21 protein-coding genes are annotated in these 23,863 nt (G+C 65.4%); 6 read left to right on the top strand and 15 right to left on the bottom strand.

Going from position 1 to position 23,863, the window contains the following annotated elements; genetic code table 11:
- Nucleotides 1-135: 135 nt before the first annotated feature.
- Entirely contained in the window at nucleotides 136-936 is an 801-nt protein-coding gene (locus IEX88_RS14460) for a DUF3800 domain-containing protein (RefSeq protein WP_188851841.1), read from the bottom strand.
- Between the two features lie 250 nt (nucleotides 937-1,186).
- Between IEX88_RS14460 and IEX88_RS14455 the strand changes: the two genes are divergently transcribed.
- The 5 genes from IEX88_RS14455 (at nucleotide 1,187) to IEX88_RS14435 (ending at nucleotide 4,970) form a co-directional block, all read left to right on the top strand.
- Nucleotides 1,187-2,275 carry a hypothetical protein gene (locus IEX88_RS14455; RefSeq protein WP_188851839.1) on the top strand — a complete coding sequence of 363 codons (1,089 nt, stop codon included), beginning with the start codon at nucleotides 1,187-1,189 and terminating at the stop codon, nucleotides 2,273-2,275.
- Nucleotides 2,272-2,520, top strand: coding sequence for a helix-turn-helix domain-containing protein (locus IEX88_RS14450; RefSeq protein WP_188851837.1), 249 nt, complete (start codon nucleotides 2,272-2,274; stop codon nucleotides 2,518-2,520). Before IEX88_RS14455 ends, IEX88_RS14450 begins: the two co-directional genes overlap by 4 nt.
- Complete coding sequence (locus IEX88_RS14445) at nucleotides 2,513-2,950, top strand: hypothetical protein (protein WP_188851834.1); 438 nt, start codon at nucleotides 2,513-2,515, stop codon at nucleotides 2,948-2,950. The genes IEX88_RS14450 and IEX88_RS14445 overlap by 8 nt, the downstream gene beginning before the upstream one ends.
- 103 nt (nucleotides 2,951-3,053) lie before the next feature.
- Complete coding sequence (locus IEX88_RS14440) at nucleotides 3,054-3,290, top strand: hypothetical protein (protein ID WP_188851832.1); 237 nt, start codon at nucleotides 3,054-3,056, stop codon at nucleotides 3,288-3,290.
- A gap of 414 nt (nucleotides 3,291-3,704) precedes the next feature.
- The gene (locus IEX88_RS14435) at nucleotides 3,705-4,970 is read left to right on the top strand and encodes a site-specific integrase (RefSeq protein ID WP_188851830.1); all 1,266 of its coding nucleotides are present in this window, start codon (nucleotides 3,705-3,707) and stop codon (nucleotides 4,968-4,970) included.
- Between the two features lie 581 nt (nucleotides 4,971-5,551).
- Here IEX88_RS14435 and IEX88_RS14430 read toward each other — a convergent pair.
- The 6 genes from IEX88_RS14430 to IEX88_RS14405 all read right to left on the bottom strand — a co-directional run bounded on the left by IEX88_RS14430 (nucleotide 5,552) and on the right by IEX88_RS14405 (nucleotide 12,485).
- Entirely contained in the window at nucleotides 5,552-7,198 is a 1,647-nt protein-coding gene (locus IEX88_RS14430) for an ABC transporter ATP-binding protein (RefSeq protein WP_188851828.1), read from the bottom strand.
- The gene (locus IEX88_RS14425; RefSeq protein WP_188851825.1) at nucleotides 7,195-8,121 is read right to left on the bottom strand and encodes an ABC transporter permease; all 927 of its coding nucleotides are present in this window, start codon (nucleotides 8,119-8,121) and stop codon (nucleotides 7,195-7,197) included. Before IEX88_RS14425 ends, IEX88_RS14430 begins: the two co-directional genes overlap by 4 nt.
- A gap of 4 nt (nucleotides 8,122-8,125) precedes the next feature.
- On the bottom strand, nucleotides 8,126-9,040 hold the full coding sequence (locus IEX88_RS14420; RefSeq protein WP_188851823.1) for an ABC transporter permease: 915 nt from the start codon (nucleotides 9,038-9,040) through the stop codon (nucleotides 8,126-8,128).
- A 63-nt stretch (nucleotides 9,041-9,103) separates the two neighbouring features.
- The gene (locus tag IEX88_RS14415) at nucleotides 9,104-10,612 is read right to left on the bottom strand and encodes an ABC transporter substrate-binding protein (RefSeq protein ID WP_244640184.1); all 1,509 of its coding nucleotides are present in this window, start codon (nucleotides 10,610-10,612) and stop codon (nucleotides 9,104-9,106) included.
- A 143-nt stretch (nucleotides 10,613-10,755) separates the two neighbouring features.
- Nucleotides 10,756-11,658 (bottom strand): 5-dehydro-4-deoxyglucarate dehydratase, encoded by a 903-nt coding sequence (gene kdgD, locus IEX88_RS14410; RefSeq protein ID WP_188851819.1) that lies wholly within the window; start codon nucleotides 11,656-11,658, stop codon nucleotides 10,756-10,758.
- A 56-nt stretch (nucleotides 11,659-11,714) separates the two neighbouring features.
- Nucleotides 11,715-12,485, bottom strand: a complete 771-nt coding sequence (locus IEX88_RS14405; RefSeq protein WP_188851817.1) for a FadR/GntR family transcriptional regulator — start codon at nucleotides 12,483-12,485, stop codon at nucleotides 11,715-11,717.
- A 292-nt stretch (nucleotides 12,486-12,777) separates the two neighbouring features.
- Between IEX88_RS14405 and IEX88_RS14400 the strand changes: the two genes are divergently transcribed.
- Nucleotides 12,778-13,584 (top strand): metallophosphoesterase, encoded by an 807-nt coding sequence (locus IEX88_RS14400; RefSeq protein WP_188851814.1) that lies wholly within the window; start codon nucleotides 12,778-12,780, stop codon nucleotides 13,582-13,584.
- Nucleotides 13,585-13,672: 88 nt separating this feature from the next.
- On the opposite strand, the gene IEX88_RS14395 is transcribed toward IEX88_RS14400, so the two are convergent.
- The 8 genes from IEX88_RS14395 to IEX88_RS14360 form a co-directional block, all read right to left on the bottom strand.
- Nucleotides 13,673-16,021: a Wzz/FepE/Etk N-terminal domain-containing protein gene (locus tag IEX88_RS14395; RefSeq protein ID WP_188851812.1), complete on the bottom strand. Its 2,349-nt coding sequence runs from the start codon at nucleotides 16,019-16,021 to the stop codon at nucleotides 13,673-13,675.
- 182 nt (nucleotides 16,022-16,203) lie between these two features.
- Nucleotides 16,204-17,100, bottom strand: coding sequence for a UTP--glucose-1-phosphate uridylyltransferase (locus IEX88_RS14390; protein ID WP_188851810.1), 897 nt, complete (start codon nucleotides 17,098-17,100; stop codon nucleotides 16,204-16,206).
- 70 nt (nucleotides 17,101-17,170) lie between these two features.
- On the bottom strand, nucleotides 17,171-18,115 hold the full coding sequence (locus IEX88_RS14385; protein ID WP_188851808.1) for a glycosyltransferase family 2 protein: 945 nt from the start codon (nucleotides 18,113-18,115) through the stop codon (nucleotides 17,171-17,173).
- Entirely contained in the window at nucleotides 18,105-19,040 is a 936-nt protein-coding gene (locus IEX88_RS14380) for a glycosyltransferase family 2 protein (RefSeq protein WP_244640200.1), read from the bottom strand. The genes IEX88_RS14385 and IEX88_RS14380 overlap by 11 nt, the downstream gene beginning before the upstream one ends.
- A gap of 2 nt (nucleotides 19,041-19,042) precedes the next feature.
- On the bottom strand, nucleotides 19,043-20,053 hold the full coding sequence (locus IEX88_RS14375) for a glycosyltransferase family 2 protein (RefSeq protein WP_188851804.1): 1,011 nt from the start codon (nucleotides 20,051-20,053) through the stop codon (nucleotides 19,043-19,045).
- Entirely contained in the window at nucleotides 20,053-21,222 is a 1,170-nt protein-coding gene (locus IEX88_RS14370) for a glycosyltransferase family protein (protein ID WP_188851802.1), read from the bottom strand. The genes IEX88_RS14375 and IEX88_RS14370 overlap by 1 nt, the downstream gene beginning before the upstream one ends.
- A gap of 109 nt (nucleotides 21,223-21,331) precedes the next feature.
- A complete protein-coding gene (gene exoK, locus IEX88_RS14365) occupies nucleotides 21,332-22,120 on the bottom strand; it encodes an endo-1,3-1,4-beta-glycanase ExoK (RefSeq protein ID WP_244640181.1) in 789 nt (262 codons plus the stop codon).
- Nucleotides 22,121-22,356: 236 nt separating this feature from the next.
- Nucleotides 22,357-23,829, bottom strand: a complete 1,473-nt coding sequence (locus IEX88_RS14360) for a lipopolysaccharide biosynthesis protein (RefSeq protein WP_188851800.1) — start codon at nucleotides 23,827-23,829, stop codon at nucleotides 22,357-22,359.
- Nucleotides 23,830-23,863 lie beyond the last annotated feature (34 nt).

Raw genomic sequence — 23,863 nt, 5'->3', positions numbered from 1 at the left:
CAGATTTGGGGATATGAATCGGATAGGGGTTGTCCTATATCCGATGCAGACGGTCAGGCGCTGGAACACCCCAGAGCAGTCTTCGGATTGCAGGCGAGAGATCGCAATTATGGGCCAGGGGGCTGTCTACCGGTATCAAGCGCGGGGATGGGCGAAGAGTTCGATCATCCTCCGCTGCTCGGCCGAAAGGTCCATGCCCTGCTCGTTTGGAACCACCTTCACGCCGTAGCTGAGGTAGTTACCTCTGTTGTTGTAGAGGAGCGGCTTCAGGATCTCGGCGTAGCGTCGCTCACAGTTCCCGTAGACGTCATGCTCGAAGCCAGCAGCGACGGACGAAGCGACGAAGTCGGCGAGCTGCAGACCGGCATTGCGAGAGTGATCCTCCGCCTCGACCGCATCTATGTCGATTACCGGCCATTTGATCCGCACTCGCGGATCCTCCTTTAGCCTGTTGAGATAGTCCTTGAACTCGTCGTACTGCATGCCACCACGGCGGGAGAACGTGATCTTCACCCGACCGTCCCCCTCCGGAACCATGCGCCTCATCTCGCCGGCGAGCCAGGACATGCGCTCGATCAGGTAGCGTGTAAGATACCAATAGAGTTGGTTCTTCGTCGGGTACGTCGCAGGATCAATTGTCAGCTTGTTGGAAGCCACGGCAAGCCCTCGGATAGGCAACGTAGCCATATGCCGAACGGCCATTACGCGCTGGGCGTGGTTCATGTCCTTGTAGTGGATCGACCTGCCCTTCTTTTCGGGCATCTGCGACTTGATCTGATCTCGCCAAGCGACCGATTGTAGATCGTTCGTCGCCCGCAACATCGTGGCTCCAAGCACGAGCCAGCACGATGATCCGCCGCTTGCGCCCGGCTGCCTGAATTTACGAAGACCATCGTCTCCGGACTCGTCGATGTATGCGACGAAACTGTGCGTCATGCTCGCTCCCGATCCCACTCGTGGATAGAGCGAGCAAGGGGCGGAGGAAAGCGTCAGCGAGGTTTCTCCGCCGAAATCGACACCGGACGAAAATCACCTTGTCGCTCGGAACGACCTCTGTGATCCAGCGGCGCACAAGAAGCTGTCGTATTTTTACGACCACCCTCTTGTCTGCGGTCTGTCTTAGTCGTATATTTACGACATGGTGATCGGCATAGGCCGACGCCCACCGGCACGGAGGCCGACACAAATGAACCTCGCTACCAATCTCACGAAGGACGGAAAGCGCATTCAGGTCCGCTTTACCTACGACGCGGCCCTCGTCTCTGCGGTGAAACGGATCCCAGGTGCGAAATGGGATTCCGCATATCGATGCTGGTCGATCGCGAAGCGCTACGAGAAGCAACTGGCGTCCTTGGCCGATATGCAGGCTTCGGCCGAGACTTGCTACGTCGACCTCGCGAAATCCTATTCGGAGAAGCTTAGGCTGACCGCCACACACGCTAGCGTCTCGATAGACGTCCGTGAACGCACCGCAACGGTACGTCCGGTCAACGGCGTCTACCTGGGAGCGGTCGGCACGATGCGTGGATCGCGTTCGTTCAAGGAGAACGAGCGCTTCGGCGGGTACACCGTGCCTCTCGGCGATGCGAGCCGGTTCGACGTTCTCGTGGAGCAACTCGGCGAGGTCGTCGCAAGTCACAAGCGCAAGCTGGAAGCGGCCAAGGCGGCCGAACAAGAGCGCGCTCGTGCACGTGTGGAGGCGGCAGAGCAGGATCGGGCAACGGGCCGTAGCCGCTTCGGCACTCTTCTCTCTCGTGCCCCTGCCGTCGGAGCCATCATGCGTCGCGGGGAGAACATCGTACGCATTACCGGACACGGCAGGAGCTTCCGACTCGACGACGAGTCCTCTTCGATGGGTTGGCCGTCAGGCTGCGAGGGCGAACTTGCTTGCTACGCATACTATGAGAACGCCATCGCCGAGGAGATCGAGACGTTCGAGGCCGCCGAGGAGAAGGCTCGCGTTGCCAAGGAGATCGTCTCGCGCCGTCGGGCTGCTATCGCTCGGATCGAAAAGTCCGACGATCGCCCCGACATCGGCGCGGAGCCTGAGGGCGAGGTTCTCTGGCGCGACGATTCCCATGCCCTCGGCGGTTTCCGGCGATGGATCGTCCTGACGCCCGACGGCTGGTTGTGGTCCGTCACGTACATGGGTGGCGACGGCGACACGTGGATTCAGAAGAACTGCGGCTACTGCACGTCTGGATCGCGCCTGCCGTCAACGCCCGAACTCGTCTCCGCCCTACGTGGCGATACCGTCCAGAAGGAATCGACATGACACCACGGGAACGCCAGGACTTGCTCTCCAGGGCGGCCGAACACGCGTTCGGGCACCGCTGGCAAAGTGACCTAGCACGTCACCTCGGCGTCTCAATCCGGACGGCGCAGCGCTGGGCGTCCGGGGACAGCGAGGTACCTCTTGGCGCACTTCGAGACCTGGCGATTGTGCTTCGGAAGGCAGCAAGCGACGCGAACGCAAGTGCCGACGAGATCGAGCGCCAGCTCAAGGTGCTCGATGAGTGACCGTCAGGACGTCCCACCCACCGACTTCTTCGTCGACGTCGACAGCGGCGATCTAGGGCGCAAGCTTGGCCGAGAGATCGGACGGCACTTGTCCGAAGCCGATGGCCTCTACGACGTGCACTGGAGCCCTGGCAGCCAGTCCTACTCGCTGCGCTTCGCTCCGGATGGACCATTGGTCAGGTTCGAAGGGTGCTGCCTTTTCGGAATCTGGATCGACAACGACACCGAGATCCAGATCGAGTGCGAGAACATCTGGCGTGACGGACGGGTCGACGTTTGGGGTCACACGCGGTGGGTGGCCTCTCACCCCGTCGAAGCTGCCAGGCATGCACTCGACGTCTATGAGCGAGACCTCGCGCTGGCGCCGGAGGACGAGCCGTTCGTCTTCGATCAGATGACTCGGAAGATCAACGTCGGGCCCCGGCCTTAGGAAGGCTCTTTCGAGAGCTTTCCGTTTCATCCCGCTTCTTCAGAAGCATCGACCCGAGCGGTGCGCGAACACCGTCTCGGGCCAACCCAGCCATGGAGGCACCGTGACCAAGCAACCGACGATACCATACGAACCGGCAAACCTCGACGTCGATCCGGTCCAGCACGCGCTCGACCTTTTCGGTGGCGACGATCGAGCCGCCATTGCCGCCCTGATCAGCGCCCTTTTCGAGACCCGGGACGAGGTGGACCGGCTCCGTCGGGCACTGTCCGTCGCGAACGCCGCCACGTCGTTCGGCTACGACCGGGGGCACAAAGGCGCCCTCGTCCCTCCGATTTGAGTTAAATCGCGGGCATTAACCCTCGAAAGTTTAAGAAAACTCCTCGAGCACGCAAAGGCTTGCTCGAGAGTCCTCAACCGGCAAGATAGCTATCATGCAGATCTCGTTCATCGGCGGCGTCGCCTGCCCTCCTCCTCCTGCCACCCTGGCAAGCTCCTGGTCGTCGAGGCCGTTTGAGGTGCCGGATCCGGTGCCTGTGCCTGTCGTCGTGCCCGTCGAGACGGTAACGAGGGAGGTCGGGCCGGACACGCTCATGAAGCTGAAGGACGCCGTTCTCCTCCCCGAGCTGGGCGGCGTCGTGACGTACGCGAATCTGCGAGATGCCATTCTTGCCGGCGCCCTGCCGGCGATACGTCTGACTGCAGGAGGTCCCTATCGCGTGACCCGGTCCGACATCGCAGCCTGGAGAGAACGATGCCGCGTCCGCGCAAACCCGCCCGCCTCGACTGGGAAGCCGAGCGCACCGAAAACGGAAAAACGAGGCCCGGGACGTGGGTCGTCACCGACGGACGATACCGCAAGCGCACTGGCTGCGGCGCGGAGGATCGTGCAGGAGCTGAGGAAGCGCTTGCCGCCTACCTGACCGAACTGCACTCGAAGGAGCGGAAGGCCCCAAAGAGGAAGGCCATGGCGGAGGACGTCATGTGCGCGGACGTGCTGGCGACGTACGCCGAGCGCAAGACCGACGCCTCTCCCAACCCGATCATCCGGCCGGTCAAGCGAACGGACGAGTTCCTCTCGCTCATCGACCGGCTCCTCGACTTCTTCGGCGAGATGACCCTCGACGACGTCGACACGACGACCTGCCACGCGTTTATCCGGCACCGAGGAACCCATGCCGGCGCGAGGAAGGACCTGGAGATTTTCCAGGCCGCGATCAACATGGCCATTGCCGACGGGAAGCTGCGAGAGGTCGTCAAGGTCTCGCTTCCGGGCAAGGGCAAGGCTCGGGAAGGCTGGATGAAGCGCGAAGAGGTCGCGGCACTCATTCGCTATTGCCGCAACCACCAGCGAACCTGGCGACCGCCACGGGGTCCGAACAAAGGGCAACTCATCAAGATCGACGTCTGGCCGTATCGGCACCTTATTCCGTGGATCATGACAGCGGTATACACCGCATCCCGCTCGGGAAGGATCTGGACTGCCGCTTTCGAGGAGACGCCAGGTCGTCCGTGGATCGACCTCGAAACCGGCACGTATCATCGGATGTGGAGAAACGAGGTCGAGACGAAGAAGCGCGCCGAGGACATCACTATCCCGGATCGCCTCCTCCACTACCTGCGTAGGTACCAGCGCGGCCCCCTTGTCGACGGCGTCCGTCAGCCTCGCAGTAACCTCGTCGAGTGGAAGGGCAAGGCAGCCAACCCTCGTCTCGCTCTCATCAAGGTACTGAACGCCGTACTCGGGCCGAAGCACGGGATCGTACTCCACAGCTTCCGGCACACCTCGATCACCTGGCTCGTGATGACCGGGAAGGTTTCCCTTCAGGAGATCGGGCAGTACGCGTCGATGACCGAGTTGATGATCCGCAAGGTGTACGGGCACCATCACCCGAGCCGGGACGCTGCCGTCAACAGGGCATTCTCGACGCACGGGGCGGGCAAGAACACCCGGCTTGTGCCTCCTCGTCCGCGGGGTTTTGCGGGGGAAACCCCCATAAAAGAGCGTGAAAACGCGTAAAGAAACGACGGCGAAACCCTTGTGTCGCAGGGGTTTCGTTCATGTAGATCGTTGTTTACACCGAGGATGTCGGCAGTTCGAGCCTGTCATCGCCCACCATGCCTTCCCATTGAAATCGTTGCAAACCCCTGCGGCGCAGGGTCTTTAGGCCCAAAGCTCGTCCCACTCTTCTTCGCAGAGTGGAGGACGGACGTGGCTCAGCAGCGCTTCGCTCATCTCGTCAGAAAGCCCGGCGCGTTCTATTTGCGGCTCGTGGTGCCCCCGCCCTTTGCCCCTATGTCGAAAACTGGAGGTAAGGGATTCCTCGTTCGCTCGCCAACAGCATGAAGGAGGTGAAGGCGAACCATGCACGCGCCCTGGCCTTGGCGCAGGATGAACGCGACGATGCGCTTAGGAAGAAGGCCGACGCCGAGGGTGTGCCGGTCGCACGGACTGCATGACGCTCTCTTGCAAAAAAAGGTGTCGACCCGCCGCTTCATACCTTGGATCGCGACTTCCACCGGCGCACGCGTTCAGGCCGAAGGTGTCCGTCAGATCAGACAGTCCGCTCGCATCTACGGGCCTTCGGCCCCATCCAACGCCTATTTGGCCGAGCTATTCTCCCACTTTGGCGTCGGGTTCGAGGCTAGGAGGGTCTGTGTGTACGGCTGCGACGGGCTGGCAAAGAGCGCGACGGTTTCGTTCTCCTCGACCACGCGCCCGCGGTGCATGACCAGAACCCTGTCGGCGAAGTTGCGGACGACCGGCAGGTCGTGGGTGATGAAGATGTAGGAGAGGCCGAGCCGGTCGCGCAGATCGGCGAGGAGGTCGATCACCTGCGCCTGGACGGAGACATCGAGGGCTGAGACGGCCTCGTCGCAGACGATGAGCTCGGGGTCGCTGGCGAGCGCTCGGGCAATCGCGATGCGCTGTCGCTGACCGCCGGAGAATTGGTGCGAATAGCGTTTCGCCCATTCGGGCTTCAGACCGACGAGATCGAGGAGCTCCGCGACCCGCTCGTTCCAGCGCTTCTTCGGCAGGATGTCGTCATGGATCCGCCAGGGCTCGGAAATGATGGCGCGGACGTCCATTCGCGGGTTCATCGAACCATAGGGATCCTGGAAGACCATCTGGACCTTGCGGCGCAAAGCCAGCAGTTCCTTCGGCGGCATGGCGAAGATGTCATCACCGCGGTAGAGCGCCCGGCCCGCCGTCGGCTCGCTCAGCCGCAGCAGCATCTTGGCGACGCTGGACTTGCCGGAGCCGGACTCTCCGACGATGCCGAGGGTTTCGCCTCGGCGCACCCGGAAGGAGACGTCGTCGACGGCGGCGGTCGAACGCGGCGACGAGAAGAGGCCGCGCGAGAGATGGTAGACCTTGGTCAGGCCCTGCACGTCGAGCAGCACTTCACCGGTCGAGGCGCCCGCCCGCCTCCCCTCGCCCGAATCGCCATGCGAGGGCAGCGCGTTCATCAGCTGACGGGTGTAGGCATCGGCCGGCTGGGTGAAGACGGTCTGCGCCACGCCCTCCTCGACCACCTTGCCGCGCCGCATGACGATGACGCGGTCGGCCATGTTGGCGGCGACTTCCAGATCATGGGTGATCAGCACCAGCGCCATGCCGAACTCGCGCTGCAGGTCCTTCAGGAGGTCGAGGATCTGTGCCTGGACGCTGACGTCCAGCGCCGTGGTCGGCTCGTCGGCGATCAGCAGCGCGGGCTGCAGGGCGATCGCCATGGCGATCATCACGCGCTGGCGCTGGCCGCCGGAGAACTCGTGCGGATAGCGGTCGAAGCGCTCCTCCGGCTCCGGGATGCCCACGCGGCGCAACAGTTCGATGCCACGCCTGCGGGCCTCGGCGCCGTCGCAGACGTCGTGCGCGCGGAATACCTCTGATATCTGCCAGCCGACGCTGTAGACCGGATTGAGGTGGGCGAGCGGGTCCTGGAAGATCATCGCGACCCGGCGGCCGTTCAAGGCGCGGCGCGCCTTCGGGTCGAGCGTCGCGAGATCCTGTCCCTCGAAAAGGATGCTGCCGGAGACGATGTCGGCCGGCGGCGTATCGAGGATGTCGAGCACCGTGCTGGCGCTGACGCTCTTGCCCGAGCCGCTTTCGCCGAGAATGCAAAGCGTCTCGCCGCGGCGGACGGAGAGGTTGATGCCGTCGACGGCGCGCACGGGCGCGGCGTCCGACAGGAAGTCGACGGTGAGATTGCGGATCTCGAGGACCGGTGGCTCGGCGGCGCTCATCGCGCGGCCCTTTTCAGAGATTGCAGGCGCCAGCGCTGCTGCGGGTCCGAGGCGACACGGGCCCAGGACGCGACGATGTTGAGCGCCAGGGTCGTCATCATGATCAGGAGGCCCGGCCAGAAGGCCACCCACCAGGCGGTCTGCAGGTAGCCGCGGCCGGTGGCGACCATGGCACCCCAGGTGAAGGCCGGCGGCTGGATGCCGAGGCCGAGAAAACTCAACGCCGATTCCGCCAGGATCACCGAGGCGAAGTCGATCGCGGCGATCGTGACCAGTGTCGGGATGGTCAGCGGCGCGATGTGGCGGAGCACGATGCGCAGGTGACCGGCGCCCATCGATCGCGCCGCATCCACGAACATCCGCTCGCGCAGCTCCAGCACCTCGGCTCGGGTGGTGCGCAGGTAGATCGGTATGCGGGTGACGGCGAGAACGATGATGAGGTTGGTGATGCTCGGGCCGAGGAGATAGAGCACGATGAGGGCGAGCAGCAGCGACGGAAAGCTCATGATGACGTCGGCGACGCGCAGGATCACCTGCGCGAACCAGCGCCGGGAATAGCCGGCGATGAGGCCGAGCGCGCCGCCGACCAGCATGGAGGCGAAGACCGCCGCGGCGGCGATGCCGAGCGTGTTGCGGGCGCCGACCAGCAGCCGCGCCAGCATGGAGCGGCCGAGCGTGTCGGCGCCGAGGACGTAGAGCCAGCCGCTGCCGGCGGTGAAGGGCGCGAGGTTGCGCTGGCGCAGGCCGAGCTTGGTTGCGGCATCGCCGATGAGAAGCGGCGCCAGCAGCGCGGTCAGCGCGATCACCACCAGGAAGATCATGGAGACGAGCGCCAGCTTGTCGCGCCAAAGCCAGCCGCCCCAGGTGCGCAGGCGACCGAGGCCGGACGGCTGGCTGTCGATGAGAAGGGATGTCTCGCTCATGGGCTCAGTACCTGATGCGCGGATCGAGCGCGGCGTAGAGAAGATCGATGAGGATGTTCAGGACAAAGATCGCGCAGGCGGTAACGAGGATCGTGCTCTGCACCACGGCGAAGTCGCGCTGGACGATGGAGTCGATCATCAGCTTGCCGATGCCCGGCCAGCCGAAGATGGTCTCGACCACCACGGCGCCGTTGACGAGGCTCGCCGCGAGATCGCCGGCGACGGTGACGACGGGGAGCATCGAATTGCGCAGGCCGTGCCGGAGCAGGATCGACTTCGGCGACACGCCCTTGGCCCGCGCCGTCTTCACATGCGGCATGGCGAGGACGCCGATCATGGTGCCCCGCACCACCTGCACCAGAAGGCCGAAGGGGCGCAGCGTCAGCACGAAAATCGGCATGATCCAGAACAGGATGCCGCCGGAGCCGGAGGTGGGGAGCCAGCCGAGGCCGACCGAGAAGACCAGCACGCCGACGATCGCCACCCAGAAATCCGGGGCGCTGGCGCCGGCCAGCGAGATGAAGCCCGACAGCCGGTCGAACCAGCCGCCGGGACGGGCGGCGGCAAGCGCGCCGACCAGCAGCGACAGCGAGATCGCCAGCCCGATCGCGATGGCCGCGAGCTGCAGCGTGCGCGGGAACGCCTCCAGCGCGACCTCCATCGCCGGCCGGTTCTGGCGCAGCGACATGCCGAAGTCGAGATGCGCGAGATTGCCGAGATAGGTGAAGAACTGGGTGATGATGGGCTGGTCGAAACCGTTCAGCCGGTTGAATTCCTGCCGCGCCTCGAGGCTCGAATCCAGCGGCAGGAACAGCGCCGCCGGATCGCCGGTCAGCCGGGTCAGCACGAAGACAAGAACGAGCAGGCCGAAGATGGAGATCGCGCTGTTGAAGGCGCGCTTGCCGATGAAGCCGAACATGGGCGACCAATCCATTGGAGATGCGGTGGCGGGGGGCGGCGTGCCGCACCCCGCCGGGCAGGCCTATTTGAAGCGGATCTGGCCGAGCGGGATCTCGCTGTTCGTCGCCAGGCTCGGGCGCCAGTCGAGCCGCGGCCCGACGGCGGTGTAGCCGACCATGTGGAACATCGGCACGTCCGCCGCCAGTTCGTCGTGCACCTTCCTGAAGGTGGCCTCGAAGGCCTTCGTCCGCTCCGCGCCCGTCGCCGCGAGCGCCGCATCGATCTCGCCGTCAAGCGCCGTGTCGGAGAGCGTCGCATAGCTGCCGGTCGAGCGGTACAGCAGCGGCACGGTGAAGGCCGCGTCGCCCTTGTTGTTGTCGTGCTGGACCTGCAGGAGGGTCGGGCCGCGATCGGCCGGGAAGGGCTTCTGGAGATAGCGGGTCCAGTCGGCGACATCGAGCATGGTCAGCTTGATGTTCAGGCCGACATCGGTCCACATCGCCATCATGGCTTCCAGCGCCTCGGTGCCGTTGGGATAGATGCCGTTGCGGCCGGCGAGGTTGATCTCCGTATCGACCGGCACGCCGGCGGCCTTGGCCTCCTCGATCAGCGTACGGGCAGCCTCGGCATCGAAGGCCCAGGGCGCCAGAGTCTTGTCGTGGCCGTTGATGCCCGGCACGACCATCTGCGAGGCGCGCAGCGCGTCGTCACCGAACAGGGTGGCCAGACCCTCCCAGTCGATGGCCATGTTCAACGCCTTACGCACCCGCACGTCGTCAAGCGGCGCATAGTCCATGTCGATGCGAATGGCCGTGGTCTCGGAGTTGAGATAGGAGAAGTCGCGCGCCGGGTCGGTGGCGTCCTGCAGGGCGATGGTCGGGGTCAGGTCCGCCTCGCCGGTCTGGATCATCGCCACGCGCAGCGACGATTCCTCACGCCAGACATAGGTGGCCTTGGTCACCGCCGGCGCCTCGCCCCAATAGCCGTCGCGCCGGGTCAGGACGATGCGCTCGGGTGTCGCCTCGCCAAGCGCGAACGGTCCGGTGCCGACGGGAGCGTTCGTCGCCTTGTCGGCCGCCGTCTTCGGCGAGACGATCATCGCGACGCTGATCAGCGTGGGCAGGATCGGCTGCGGCTGGGTCGAGGTGATGTCGACGGTCAGTTCATCGACCGGGGTGATCGTCAGCGTGTCGCTGCCGAACTTGGCGAGGTTGTTGCAGGTGAACGCCTTGCTGGTCATGCGGTTGATCGCAAAGCGCACCGCTTCGGCGTTGAATTTCTCGCCGTCCTGGAAGGTCACGCCCTCGCGCAGCTTGAAGCGCCAGGTCAGCGGCGCGGTCTGCTCCCAGGAGGTAGCGAGTTTCGGCTGGACGGAGCCGTTGCTGGGATCGACGGTGGTCAGCGCTTCCGTGATGTTCTGGCTGACGACCTGGCCGACATCGGTGAGGATCGAGCCGCAGGGTTCCAGATTGCTCGGCTGCTCCGGCAGGACGATGGTGATGTCGCTACCGGCCGCCTGGGCGACCGCCGGCAGAGCGATGGACCCGGCAAGAAGCGCCAGCGTGGCCGTTAAAATGCGCGAAGTCTTCATGGTCATCCTCCCAAATGATCGTGGTTAGTCGTCCGGCGCCGCCATTGGCCCCGAACGTTCGAAGACCGCGCAGGGCCCGGTCCGCTTACTCGAAGGGGGCGCCTCCCGCCCTGCCCTTCAGTCCGGGCGCCGCACAGGGCCCGTCAGGAATTGCGGCGGATGAGATCCGCCAGCATCTCGCGTTCCTCGCCCGTCAGGTCGGTCAGCGGAGGGCGGACGGGACCCGGAGTCTGGCCGACCGCTGCGGCGCCCGCCTTGATGATCGAAACGGCGTAGCCGGTCTGACGGTCGCGGATCGCGGCGAAGGGGTAGAAGAAATCCTTCAGGATCGTTTCCATCGTCGCCCGGTCGTTGGCCCGCAGGGCTTTGTAGAAGCGCAGCGCCAATTCCGGGACGAAGTTGAAGACGGCCGAAGAATAGGTGGTGACGCCTGCCGCGTTGAAGGCCTCGGCATACATTTCATGGGTCGGCATGCCGCCGATGTAGCAGAGACGGTCGCCGAGCTTGACGGACACCTCGCGCACCAGCGCGATCTGTCCGGTGCCGTCCTTGAAACCGATAAGGTTCGGGCAGGCCTCAGCCAGTCGTGCCAGCGTATCGGCATTCACCACGGAGTTTGCCCGATTGTAGACGACGACGCCGAGGCCGGTCGCGCCGCACACCGCCTTGATGTGGCGGAACAAGCCTTCCTGCGAGGCGCCGATCAGGTAATGCGGCAGCAGCAGCAAGCCGTCGGCGCCAGCGGCTTCCGCCCTCCGTGCGACGTCTTTGGCGAGTTCCGTGCCGTAGCCACAGCCCGTGACGATCGGAACCGAACCTGCGGCCTCCTTTGCCGCGAGCGTGACGTCGCCAACCTCCTGCGGGGTCAGCGAGAAGAACTCGCCCGTGCCGCCTGCCGCGAACAGCACCGTCGCATCATAGCCGGACAGCCAGTTGACGTGGCGGCGGTAGCTTTCGAGGTTCAGTCCACCCTCCTCGTCGAAGTGGGTGACTGGAAACGACAGGAGGCCGGCGGACAGCGCGCGTTTGACTTCTTCGGGGGACATTCTGCCTCACATCATATGACTTCGGTGCCGTGTCATATGATGACTCATACCAGAGGTCAAGAGGCGGGTTCGGACGAGCGGGACCGCATCAAGGCACGGTAGCGCTTGATTCCGCCCTGGAGGTGCCGCCGCATCGCATCACGCGCCTGCTCGGCATCGCGGGCCGAGATCGCCTCCGCCACTTCCTCGTGTTCCTGGAGCAGGATGTGGTCGCGGTTCGGCAGCGGGTCGATGCCGCCCATCACCGAGCGGAATTTGACCCGCGGGATGATCCGCTTGCCGACATGCTCGAGGAAGGCGTGGAAACGTCCGTTGTTGGTGGCGCGGGCGATCGCCATGTGGAACCGGAAATCCGCCTCGTCCGTCGACTCGCCGCGATCGACCAGGATCTTGAATTCGTCCACCAGCGACTGGATCTCCGCCTCCTGCGCCGGCGAGCTTCGAAGAGCTGCGAGCCCTGCGGCTTCGACCTCGATGCCGATCCGCAGTTCCAGTTCCTCGATGATATCGGAGATCTTGTCCGTCGCCTGGCTGAACACCTCGAGTTCCGCCGACGGGCGGGTCGGGCCCAGCACGAAGACGCCGACGCCATGGCGGGAATCGATCAGCCGATCGGCTCGAAGCGCTGCAAGAGCTTCCCGGATCACGGTGCGACTGTACCCGAACCGGGCGACGAGAACGGGTTCCGTCGGGAGTTGATCCCCAGGTGCATAGTCGCCATCGATGATCTGCGTGCGCAGCGTCTCGATGACAACTTCTCGCAGGGGCTGAGGGGGCGGAGTTCTTGGTCGGGGCAAGTTGGCCTCCTGGCATGGACAATCGACCATGCTCCATAAACCGAGATCGGCGCTCTGTCATCATATGACTGATCTTAACGCGGAGGTCCCCGCTCCTGATCGCAGCCACCCTGGCCGCCCTTCAGGCAGACAATCCACTCAGCCCGCTGTGCAGATTCGCCGGGCCACCCCTAAATGATGTGGCCGTTTGCTTCGAGCGTCAGCGACCTCTCCTCGTCGCCTGTCGAAACGAATCCCCCACCGCGCCGATTTTTCCCTACAATCGAACGACCGGCCTCTCGGGCCGGCGTCCTCCATCTGAATGAGTGTCCGGCCGCCCCTTATGAAGTCCATCAGCAGCTTTCTTTCCCGCGGCAAGCAGGTATCGGCCGGTCGGCCGCGGTTGTCGCTCGACCTTTCAGGCCTTGCCGTCTACGCCGTCGGGGACGTGCATGGTTGCCTCGACCTGCTGCTGGCGCTGGAGGAGGACATCGTTCGCGACGCCGCCCGTATCTCAGGGCCGAAGCTGATCATCATGCTCGGCGACTATGTCGACCGGGGGCCGGATTCGGCCGGGGTGATCGAACATCTGCTCCAGCGGCCGCCGGAAGGCTTCGAGCGGGTCTGCCTTGCCGGAAACCACGAGACGGCCATGCTCGACTTCCTCGAAGGCCGGATCGACCGCGCCGACTGGGTCCGGCTCGGCGGCGACGCAACGCTGTTCTCCTACGGCGTGGACCATGCGCGCCTCGAGAAACTCGGCAATGGCGCGCGCGACGACGCGATGATCCGCGCCCTGGTGCCGGACGACCACCTCGCCTTCCTGCGCACGCTCCCGGTTGTCGTGGAATCGGCCGATTATGTCTTCGTCCATGCTGGCATCTGGCCCGCGCTTCCGCTCGATCAGCAGAGCGACCACGATCTCACCACGATGCGGCAGAAGTTCTATGCCGAGGCGCATCTGCTCGACCGATTCGTGGTCCACGGGCACACCCCGATCACCATGCCGCGGCTGGACGGCAAGCGGCTCGATATCGACACCGGCGCCTATTTTTCCGGCCGCCTGACCGCCGTCCGCATCTGGCGCGACACCGGGCGTTTCCTGACCGGGCAGATCATGGCCGACGGCGATGCCCCCGCGCAACGCTGAGGGGTGATCGACGGCGCCTCCGGCGGCGCCCGCGGGCCGAAGGCGACGGCCCGGGGGTCAGTTCAGCTCCACCGTTCCGCACGAAGGGTCAAAGCGCGGGGCGGTCGTCGACGTAATAGGACGCATAGCGCTGGATATAGCGGTCCGACGCGCCTTCCGACCCATAGCGGCGCAGGAGCCGCATGTCGGTCTTGTTCAGCATGACGCCCAGCACCTTGTTGGCGATGCCGGTATCGGTCCGCAACGTCGAGCGCACCAGCGCCCGCGGTGTCACCCCCCATTCGGCCACCATGAAGAAGCCGTCGGCCATGGGCTCGAAGGCTTTGGCGTCGACCACGGGGCCGAGCGGCGGAAGATCGACGATGATGTAGTCGAACAACTGCTTGGCCTCCTGCAGCAACTGGCGAATGCCGGGCCCGGACAGAAGCGCGTTCGTGTGGGAGAGATAGCCCCGCACGAAGGACGGAATGATCGACAGCCCCAGCGCCGGTTCGTAAATCACCGTGTTCTGCCACGGCACCTCGCCAACGATCCCGTTGATCAGTCCCTTGTCGGACTTGCGCAACAGCCGGCGGCTGAGGCCCGGATTGCGCAGATCGGCGTCGACCAGCAGCGTGCGCAGTCCGTTGGCGGCCAAGAGAGCGGCAAAGTTTGCCGCGGCGGTTGTCTTGCCCTCGTGCGGCAGCACCGAGACGAAGCCGATCACCTTGCAGCCGCTGCCGGGTAAGGAGATGTCGGCGGCGATCTTGGCGTTGCGCAGCGTCTCGGCGAAGGATGAGGCCGGCATGTCGACGGCATAGCGCATCCCCGCGGGCACCAGAGCGCCGTCCGGGACCGGAAGGGCCAAAGGCGCCTCTCCCACGGCCGGTTTGCGGCCGAGGCCGAAACGCCGCGGCTTGGCGGCTGCCGAGGTGCCCAGCAGCGGCAGATGACCGAGGAATTTCAGTCCGAGCGCGGAGGTCACATCCTCGCTGGTGCGGAAGAAGCGCTCGCGGAACTCCTGCAACGCGGCCGCCGCGCCACCGACGAACAGGCCGAGCACCAGAGAAAGACCCAGCGCCATCGCCCTCTTCGGGCTCGAGGGCTGAACTGGATTACCGGCTTCCGAGATCACCCGCGCCTTGGCGATCGGGAAGGAGCTCTGCTGCGAGGCCTCCTCGTAACGCGAGAGGAAGGTCTGGTAGAGCGTCGAAAGCGCCAGCGCCTGCTGCTCCAGCTCGCGCAGGCGGACCAAGGAATTGCCGGTGGCCGAGCTCTCGCGTGCCAACTGGCTGAGATTGGCACGCAAGCTATCCTCGCGCGACTTCGCCACCTCGTATTCATTGCGATAGCTGTCGGTCAGCTGCTGCAGCTCGTTGAAGATCTGGCGCGTGAGATCCTGTTCCTCCCGCCGGAGACTGACGGCCTGCGGATGGTCGGCGCCGAATTGGGCGGCGATGTCCTTTTCGCGTTTGGTCACGGTCAGGTAGCGCTGTTTCAGGTCGACGATGGTCGCCGTGCCCGGCTGCTCGGCGTTCGAAATGGTGGCGTTCTGCACCGCATTGTCGACGCCGCTGTCGACGATCGACTTGTACTGTTCGTAGCGGGCCAGCGACTTGGCGGTCTCGGCCTGCGCCAGGATGAGCTGGCCATTGAGGTCCGAGAGCTGCCGCTCGGAGATCAGCTCGCCGCCGGCCGAGGTGAGCCCCTGCTCTGCGCGGTACTTTTCCACCTCCAGCGCCGCGTTCTGCGAGGAGACACGCAGATCGCCGAGGCGGTCCTGCAACCAGACGGTCGCCTGCTGGGTGGCGTCGAAATTGGCGTCGAGCTGGTCGGCCAGATAGGCCTTGGCATAGGCGCGCGTGATCGAGCCGGCGAGCTGCGGACTGGTGGCGCTGAACGACACGTCGATGACGGAGCTGCGCCCGACCCGTTCGGCCTGCAAGGAGCGCTGCAGGAAGGCGATCGCCTTGCCGATACGGGCATTCTGGATGTTGCTCTGGCTGAGCTCGGGACCGGTTGAGAAAAGGTCGGCGATGGCCTTCACCTGCCCCTTCAACCAGTCGATCGGCGAAGTCGGCGGGTTGAGGAAGTCCTCGTTCTCGTCCAGCTTCTCGGCCAGCACCACGGTGCGCGCGAGCCGGGATGATTTCAGGATCTCGACCTGGTTCAGCACCACCGAATCCATCTGCACCGGGGGCCGCGTCCCAGTTTCCTCGGCGAAACGGCCGAGGTCGGGATCCAGCAGGATCCGGGTGCCGGAGGTGTAGATCGGGTTGGCCGATAGCAGATAGAGGATACCCAGCCCGAGCCCCAGCGCGGCGCCGAGCGCAATCACCCGCCAGTGCCGCAGCGCCGTCGAGAGCAGGCGGTCGATATCGATGAAATCGTCGGAGGATTCGCCGTCCTGAACGGCGGGCGCAACGGCACTGGGCAGGGGATTCTTGTTTTCGTTCATCGCTCGCGCCTTTGCGCATCATTGCCCCGCGCGACGGCGCCGGCATGGTGAGCCGTGGCTGTCCGGCGGCGACCGAAACCGGCGCCGGACACGGCAATGGATGACAGCGCGGCCGCTGCCGGGCGCCGTCAGGCGCCGCGAAAGTCACTGCGCAGCCCGTCGGGGCCCGCGCGGCGACGGCTTCAGGCTGCCTTGGTGCGTCCGCTGTAGGACTCGATCATGGACGCGATCGGCTCGTAGACGAGGTCGCGGATATCCGCCCGGGCCAGCGCGAAGGCGACGTTCGCCTGGATGAAGCCGTCCTTGGAACCACAGTCGAAGGTCTTGCCGGCGTAGGGCCGAGCATAGAACTTCTGGCTTTCCGACATGCGCAGCATCGCGTCTGTCAGCTGGATCTCGTTGCCCGCGCCCTTTGCCTGGGTGCCGAGAATGCCGAACACCTCGGGCTGCAGGATGTAGCGGCCGTTGATGTAATAGTTCGAGGGGGCGACGGCAGGTGCCGGCTTCTCGACCATCTCGGTCACGGTGAAGCCGCTGCCGACCGTCTCGCCCTTGCCGACGATGCCGTAGCTGCCGGTCTGGCTCGGATCACACTGCTCGACCGCGATGACGTTGCCGCCGGTCGTGCCGTAAAGGTCCATCAGGCCGCTGAGGCAGCCTTCTTCGCCGAAGCAGACCATGTCCGGCAGAAGCACCGCAAAGGGCTCGTCGCCGATGATGTCACGGGCGCACCAGATCGCGTGGCCGAGGCCGAGCGGCGACTGCTGCCGGGTGAAGCTCATCGAGCCCGGCGGCGGCAGCAGGCTCTCGAGCGAGCTCAGCTGGTCCATCTTGCCCTTCTCCGTCAGGGTGACGAACAGCTCGGGCTGGATGTCGAAATAGTCTTCGATCGTCGCCTTGTTGCGGCCGGTGACGAAGACGATGTGCTCGATGCCGGCGGCCAGCGCCTCATCGACCGCATACTGAACGACCGGACGGTCGACGATGGTCAGCATTTCCTTGGGCATGGACTTCGTTGCCGGCAGGAAACGCGTGCCGAGACCCGCGACCGGGATGACGGCCTTTCTGACTTTCTTCAACGTCGAAGCTCCTCGTGGTGGATAGGGGTAGTGGGTAGTGCCGCTGCGATCCCTGTGGAAGGCGGCGAATTCAGGGCGCCTTGGCTCGCACCGAGGTCAAGCGTTGCAGACGGGCCATGAGCGGCATCCTGAGATGACGGATCGCGGCGGGGTCGCGCAGCGCAGCGCCGAGCGCCTTTACCGGCGCGCGGTCCTTGAGATGCTGGACGACAGAAAGAAACGATGCCGCCTGCCGAAGGCTTCGCTGGCGCCGCATGAAAGCCCTGCGGGCTGCGGGGTCGAGCGTATGCGTGCGCTGGAAGCTGGCATCCGCGGCCAGCATGCTGGCAACGTGGCGCGGCTCCAGGACCCGCGAGATCGAGGCCTTACGGATGTAGTAGACATAGCCCGGCTCCGGGTCGACCACGCAGCGCCCGCCCTTGGCCAGCGCCGAGGCCAGGAAGGTGTAGTCCTCCCCGATCCGCAGGCTCTCGTCGTAGCGCAGGGCTTCGCGCTCGATGAAGGCCCGCTCGAAGATCGGCTTCATGTAGCCATAGTTGAACGTCGCCTCGAAGATGACGTTAGAGGCGATGAAATCGGCAAGACTGATCTCCGGGACCGCGGCGAGCCTATCGCCGGGGAACATGACCTCACCGCTGCTTGAGCCCTCCTGAACGACCTCGAGATTGTCGGTGACAATCACGGCGCTTCTCTGCGTGCCCAGCGAGATCATCCGCGCCAAGCGCTCGGGCCGCATCACGTCATCGGAGTCGAGGATGGCGACCCAGCGGCCGGTGGCGGCCAGCAACCCGGCATTGCGCGCGCCGCCGGGACCGAGATTGCGCGGCAGACGCAGCAGGCGGACGCCGTCGCCGGAAAACGTGCGGACGATCGCCGCCGTATGATCGCTGGACTGGTCGTCGGCGACGATCACCTCCACGGTGACGCCGGTCTGGGCCAGGGCGCTCCTGATCGCGCGGGCGATGCCGGCCTCGGCATTATAGGCGGCGATGATGACGCTGACGTCAGGCTGCATCGGCTTTGCCCTCCGCCGCATCGATGTCACCATATTGCGTGATTTCCCTGACCCCTAGGAGTCCGCTGACGACACCGGCATGCATGATGCCGCGCAGCGCCAGACGGTTGCGGCGCGGTGCCGACCAGGCGACGGCCGCCGCGGCGGCAAAGCAAGCGCCCGCCTTGCCGGCCGCGAGCGCCACCTGCCGGACGAGCGCAGGCCCCTTCGGAGCGCCGAGCACCACGCGGCCGTGCGTCTGACCCATGCGGAAGCGCCGCTTCATCAACCAGGCAAAGCTCGCCCGGCTGGCGGGCACCGGATCGCCGACGACCGCGTCCTCGGCATAGGCGATGCGGCCGCCGGCCTCGGTCAGGGCGGTGAAATAGTCTGTGTCCTCGCCGCCGCTTCGGCCAAGCGATAGCGCGAAGCGGCGCTGCGCGATCAGTGGGGAGGCCCGGCGCAAGAGGACGTTGCAGGTATATCCGGTGCGGATCTCGCCGTTGACCCAGACCGGCCGGGTCGAGTGGAAGTCCCCGCGCCGCATCCAGCTTGGCGCGCCCGGCTCATAGGCCGCCTGCGCCGGGCCGAGCACGGCATCGGCGCCCTCGGCCTTGGCCAGGAGCGCGCCGAGCCAGCCCGGCGACGCGGTCTCGTCGTCGTCGATGAAGGCGGCAAAGTCCCCGGTGGCGGCGTCGAGGCACGCATTGCGGGCGATGGAAATATTCCGCGCCGGCGCATGGCGAAAGAGGATGGCGTACCGGCTTTGAGTCTGCAGCCGGCGCACCAGGTCTCCGGCGCTCGGCGTCACGTCGTTGTCGGCGATGATCAGCCGCACGGACACCCCGTCCGGCACGGTCATCGCATCGAGCGAGCGCACGGTTTCGGCCAGTTGGGGCCGCCGAAAGGTGCAGATGCAGATGTCCACGGTAACGGGAGTGGTCATGCTCATGCGGCACCCGCTTTGGCGGGACGGGGCGCCAGCAGTTGCAGCCAGAAACCGGCCGACCAGGCGAAATGCATGACCATGGCGGAGACGCCGACCAGCGGCCCGGCGCCGCCCTGCAGGCCGAGCAGCACGCCGTAGCCAAGGCAGAGCAATGCCCAGACCGCCGCCGGCACGGCCACCCACCACCACAAGACGGCCAAGAGGCTTCCCACCACCAGCGGCGCCACCATCAGCAGCACGGCCTGCCGGAGCTTGGGCCGGTTCCCATGCTTCAGGAGATTGCGCGCCCGCCCCCGGCCATAGCCGAGATATTGGCGGAACAGCGCCGAGGCGGTCGCGCGGGGATAGTAGACCATGCGCGTCTTGTCGGTCATCCAGATGCGGTAGCCTGCCGCGCGCAGGCGGTAGTCCAGCTCGGCATCCTCGTTATGGCTGAAGCTCTCGTCATAGCCGCCCACGGCCCGGAAGGCGGCGATGCGCATCAGGGCATGGTGGCCGTGGTCGATCCAGTGGCCGGCGGCGCCGCTGCGGTGCTTGGAGCCCCCATTGCCGAGCTTGGAGTTCTGCGCCGCAGCGGTCGCCTTCTGGAATCCCTTCGCGCCACGGGTCTCCATGGCGACGACGACGGAATCGGCCCCCGTCGCCGCCATTTCCTCGATCAGCCGTTCGCAATAGTCGGCGGGGTAGCCGCCATGCGCGTCGATGCGGATCAGGAAATCGACCGCATCGCCAAACCGCGCCACGACGCTGTTCAGCGCGGCGCTTTGCAGGCGCCGCGGGTTGTCGATCACGGTGAGACGGGGATAGGCCTCGGCAAGGCGCGCCAGCAGGCTGAGCGTGCCATCGGTGCTGCCGCCATCCGCCACGACGACTTGCAGGTTCAGCCGCACGGCTGCCGCGTGCATGTCCGCCACCAGCGTCTCGATATGCGCCGCCTCGTTCAGGCAGGGAATGACGATCAGGCCGGACGCCGGCGCATCGACGGGAGAAGATTCAAAGGCGGTCGTCATCACGCGGCGATCTCCAGGGCCGGCAAGGCGGGGGCGCGGTGGACCAGCGCCTGCAGGCGCTCGACCAGGGCCCGGCAGTCCGCCTCGTCGGCGATCCAGGCACGGTCCGGCTCGGCGGCCACCGCAGTGCGAGCCGCCGCGTAGGCCGGTCCATCGATCGGCGCCAGCAAGCCTTCCAGCGCTTCGGGGGTAGGCTGTGGCAGGATCAGGCCAATGCCGCGCACGGATAGGAACCGCGCCGTCTCGGTGCCGGCCATGGCGATCGGCACCACACCGTGCCGGCACCCCTCATAGAGCCGGTTCGGCAAGAGCCAGTCGGAGTTCTGCCCGGCCTCGAAGAAGTCGATCGCCCAGGTGAAGTGCACGTCACCGTAGATGGCGGCCAGATCCTCGGGATTGCGGTAGGGACCCTCAAAGGACAGGTGCGGCGCCGCCGCGACGTCCTTCTCGAAATCGACGAACTCCGTGTGCGCCGGGCGCCCGCGCAGCACGACCTCAAAGCGCCCCTCCTGTCGGCGGGCGAACGCCGACAGCAAAGCCAGCGAACGGCGGCAGCGCAGCGCGCCGAACCACCCGATGCGAATCGGTGTGGACAAGACCCGCTCGGTCTTGGGCGCCGCCGGCAGCGTCCCGAGCGCCAGAACCTTGTTTTCCAGCAGCATGACCGGCCCGTCGAACTGGCCTCTTGGCGTGAAATACTGTCGGACGAAGGCGGGCGAGCTGGTGATCAAAAGGCCCGCCTTGCGGGCGAGAGCCCGCTCGGCCGCCCGCATCCCCCGACCCAGGGCATCGCCGCGCAGCAAGAGGCGATGAATGTCGAGGCACTCGTAGACGATCGGCGCGGCGCCGCCGAACAGCGCCTGCGCGCGGCTTGCCAGCGCCAGCATTTCGAGGTTGCGGCCGATGATCAGGTCTGGCGCGTCCATGCGACCAAGCTTGCTGCGCAGCCGCACCGCCGCAGCCGCTAGCGTCGCCGCGCGGGCGAGAAACTTCCCGTCGGCGGTCATGCCGAGGTCAATCGGCACGACGCCGGCCACGGAATCCGCCGGTATCTCCGTCCTGCGGAACCCGGCCAGGGTCACCCGCACGCCCCCCGCGGCCAGCATCATCATGCGCCGGCGCACGGCAGGATCGGAAAGATCGTGCACCAGATACAAGATGTGCAGCATAGGCTGTTTCCCTCACGCCAATCTTCAGAAGTCTAGATAATCTAAAACTTGCTGCGATGCAACATAAACCGATTTAAACGGATCAGTGAACCTGCAAGCTACTGAGCGATTACTGCGGAAGACAGGCGACGGATTCTGGAAACTGGCAGGGCTCGCCCGGTGCCGTATAGGAAACGCGGTCGACCTCGAGCACCGCCTGGCCTGGGTCGACAAACGTGCCCAGCCAGCTTTTCAGGGTCTCGCTTGCCCAGATCGCGAGATAGATCTTCTGCGGATGGCTGGGAATGGCGGAGGGATCGGTGACAGTCTGCACCAGCTTGCCATTGATGTAATAGCGGAGCCGATCCTTCTCCCAGACGAAGGCATAGTCGTTGAAGGCCGTATCAGCACCCCCGGGGACCGGCACCGTCTTCTCGTTATTGCCCTTGCCGTTGATGTACTGGTTGAGCTGGACCTTCGATGGATCCTTGCCCAGAATTTCGAAATCGATCTCGTCCCAGGGCTGTTTGTGAACCGGGCCGATATAGCTGAACATCGAGGAATTGAGGCCTGGGCCCTTCGCCGCCTTCAACCGCACCTCGAACGTGCCATAGCTATAGCGCGGATTGGTCTGCACCTCGGCGCAGCCATAGGCGCGGTCCTTGGTTTTCTGGGCGCCATAGTTCAGCTTCAACACGCCGTCGGTGATGCCAACGTTGCGCTTCAGCCAGGTGCAGTTCTGGTGATCGCCATTGTTCCAGCCGTCGGAGATGAACCAGCGCTTGGGGTCGAGCCGGTCGAAATTGTCGACGAAGCTCTCGCCGTTCGGCTTCGGCTGCGCGCTGACGGGCGCCGGCGCCATGGCGCCAAGGCCGACGAGCATGATCAGAGGAATGAGGGCCGGACGGTGATTCGGCATATCGTCTCCTTGGCAGCCGTACCCTTTGGCACGAGGCTTCTCGCTGGGACTGCGGCCCGCTCTCGCGCACCGATCGAAGCCAGCGGCGCGTTCCAACGGGCGTTATTGCACCGCAGCAATGCTCCGGCTTTGCGTGGAGAATGTGACGCCGGCCCGGCCTAGCCTCGATCGAACCCGTCATGCCGTTGATCGGAAACGATAGTTTTCTGTGATCCGGGGTCGGCCGGCGGCGCGCTTCAGGCGACGACCGGCGCTGCCCGGCGCTTCATCACCAGAGCGAGGAGCTTCATGATCAGCGGCCGCTCGGTCAGCAGCACCATCACCCCATACAGGACGCCGCCCACGGCCATGCCCAGGAAGACGCGCAGCACGTCGCTCGGAATATCGGCCTTCACCTGGTCGAGCAGAAAGCGCACGGCGATTGCCATCACCACGGCCACCAGCATGGGCCGGCACATCACCGCGAAATCGCGGAAGAAGGAGCCGTCATTGGTGCGCAGGACGGCCCAGGAATAGCCGACCAGGGTGAGCGCATTGGCGATGCAGAGCCAGGCCATGGCGCCGACCAGGCCTTCATAGACCGCGCCATAGGTGACCATCCCGGTCACCAGCACGGCGCGGATCACCGCCGACCACCACAGCGTGCCGGAATGGCCGGCGCCCTTGAGATAGGGGATGAAGGTCCCGCAGGGCGACATGATGCCCTTGGAGACGGCCAGCAGCCCCAGCACGGGCCAGGCGAAGGCCCATTTCTCGCCGAAGATCACCGTCATGGCCGGTTCGGCCACGGCCCACAGACCGAACATCATCGGCGCGATCAGCAGCGTCGAGACCTGAGTGGCCAGCATCAGCGCCGCGGCACGGCGCTCCCGGTCGTGCATCATCTGCGAGAAGGCGGGAAACAGCACGCCCATCAGTCCGGTCAGCATGATCTGGTTCGGGATGGACGAGAAACGGTTGGCGATCGAATAGGCGCCGGCATCGCCGAGACCGAGGACACGGGCAACCACGACCTGCGGCGACTGGAAGGTGACGAAGTTGGCGATCTCCGAGCCCATCAGGCCGAGGCTGAAATTCGTCAGCCCCTTCAGCTTCGGCAGAGAGACGACGAAGCGCGGCCGGTAGCCGGCCGCCCAGTAGAGGCCGACGAAACGGATGATCGCCGAGACGAACTGCTGCGCCACGAGCGCCCCGATCGTCCAGCCGAGAAGGGCGAGGCCCACGGCGGCGACGACGCCGAGCGTCTCCGAGGTGACGCTCCAGGCGGCATCCTTGCCGAACGACATCCGCCGCGCCAGCAGCGAATAGGCGACGTCGCCGCAGAGTTGGAGCGGGATCAGCAGGGCGAAGACCTGCAGCAGCGCCGACGCCTCGACCGACCCCAGCAAGGCCGCGATGCCATCCGCCCAGAGGATGATCATGACCATCATCACCACCGAAATGACGAAGTTTGCCCAGAAGACCGAATGCACGGTCTCCATGTCCTCGTCCTTCTGGAGGATCAGAGCGGCGGCAAGACCCGCGCTGCCGATGGTGGCGAGGAACTGGACGATGGTCAGCGCCACCGCCACCACGCCGAACTCTTCCGGCGACAGGAGACGGGCGAGGATCGGCACTGTGAGGAACTTCAGGCCGAAGGTTCCGATGCGCGAGAGAACGCTCCAGCCGACGTTGTTCGTCACGGAGTTGATGTTGACGCGAGATGTCATGCGCGATGCCCCGTTGTCTTTTGGCGCGCGTCTT

Source organism: Aureimonas glaciei (assembly GCF_014643375.1).
Lineage (GTDB): Bacteria > Pseudomonadota > Alphaproteobacteria > Rhizobiales > Rhizobiaceae > Plantimonas > Plantimonas glaciei.
This window is presented reverse-complemented; position numbering and strand designations above follow the sequence as displayed.

Bases quoted from the DNA above. Each gene is read 5' to 3' on its own strand.
- IEX88_RS14370 (WP_188851802.1), bottom strand. From the start codon at position 21,222: ATGCTGCACATCTTGTATCTGGTGCACGATCTTTCCGATCCTGCCGTG.
- exoK (WP_244640181.1), bottom strand. From the start codon at position 22,120: ATGCCGAATCACCGTCCGGCCCTCATTCCTCTGATCATGCTCGTCGGC.
- IEX88_RS14375 (WP_188851804.1), bottom strand. From the start codon at position 20,053: ATGACGACCGCCTTTGAATCTTCTCCCGTCGATGCGCCGGCGTCCGGC.
- IEX88_RS14400 (WP_188851814.1), top strand. From the start codon at position 12,778: ATGAAGTCCATCAGCAGCTTTCTTTCCCGCGGCAAGCAGGTATCGGCC.
- IEX88_RS14360 (WP_188851800.1), bottom strand. From the start codon at position 23,829: ATGACATCTCGCGTCAACATCAACTCCGTGACGAACAACGTCGGCTGG.
- kdgD (WP_188851819.1), bottom strand. From the start codon at position 11,658: ATGTCCCCCGAAGAAGTCAAACGCGCGCTGTCCGCCGGCCTCCTGTCG.
- IEX88_RS14445 (WP_188851834.1), top strand. From the start codon at position 2,513: ATGAGTGACCGTCAGGACGTCCCACCCACCGACTTCTTCGTCGACGTC.
- IEX88_RS14455 (WP_188851839.1), top strand. From the start codon at position 1,187: ATGAACCTCGCTACCAATCTCACGAAGGACGGAAAGCGCATTCAGGTC.
- IEX88_RS14395 (WP_188851812.1), bottom strand. From the start codon at position 16,021: ATGAACGAAAACAAGAATCCCCTGCCCAGTGCCGTTGCGCCCGCCGTT.
- IEX88_RS14450 (WP_188851837.1), top strand. From the start codon at position 2,272: ATGACACCACGGGAACGCCAGGACTTGCTCTCCAGGGCGGCCGAACAC.
- IEX88_RS14425 (WP_188851825.1), bottom strand. From the start codon at position 8,121: ATGAGCGAGACATCCCTTCTCATCGACAGCCAGCCGTCCGGCCTCGGT.
- IEX88_RS14460 (WP_188851841.1), bottom strand. From the start codon at position 936: ATGACGCACAGTTTCGTCGCATACATCGACGAGTCCGGAGACGATGGT.
- IEX88_RS14415 (WP_244640184.1), bottom strand. From the start codon at position 10,612: ATGAAGACTTCGCGCATTTTAACGGCCACGCTGGCGCTTCTTGCCGGG.
- IEX88_RS14385 (WP_188851808.1), bottom strand. From the start codon at position 18,115: ATGCAGCCTGACGTCAGCGTCATCATCGCCGCCTATAATGCCGAGGCC.
- IEX88_RS14430 (WP_188851828.1), bottom strand. From the start codon at position 7,198: ATGAGCGCCGCCGAGCCACCGGTCCTCGAGATCCGCAATCTCACCGTC.
- IEX88_RS14405 (WP_188851817.1), bottom strand. From the start codon at position 12,485: ATGGTCGATTGTCCATGCCAGGAGGCCAACTTGCCCCGACCAAGAACT.
- IEX88_RS14380 (WP_244640200.1), bottom strand. From the start codon at position 19,040: ATGACCACTCCCGTTACCGTGGACATCTGCATCTGCACCTTTCGGCGG.
- IEX88_RS14435 (WP_188851830.1), top strand. From the start codon at position 3,705: ATGCCGCGTCCGCGCAAACCCGCCCGCCTCGACTGGGAAGCCGAGCGC.
- IEX88_RS14420 (WP_188851823.1), bottom strand. From the start codon at position 9,040: ATGTTCGGCTTCATCGGCAAGCGCGCCTTCAACAGCGCGATCTCCATC.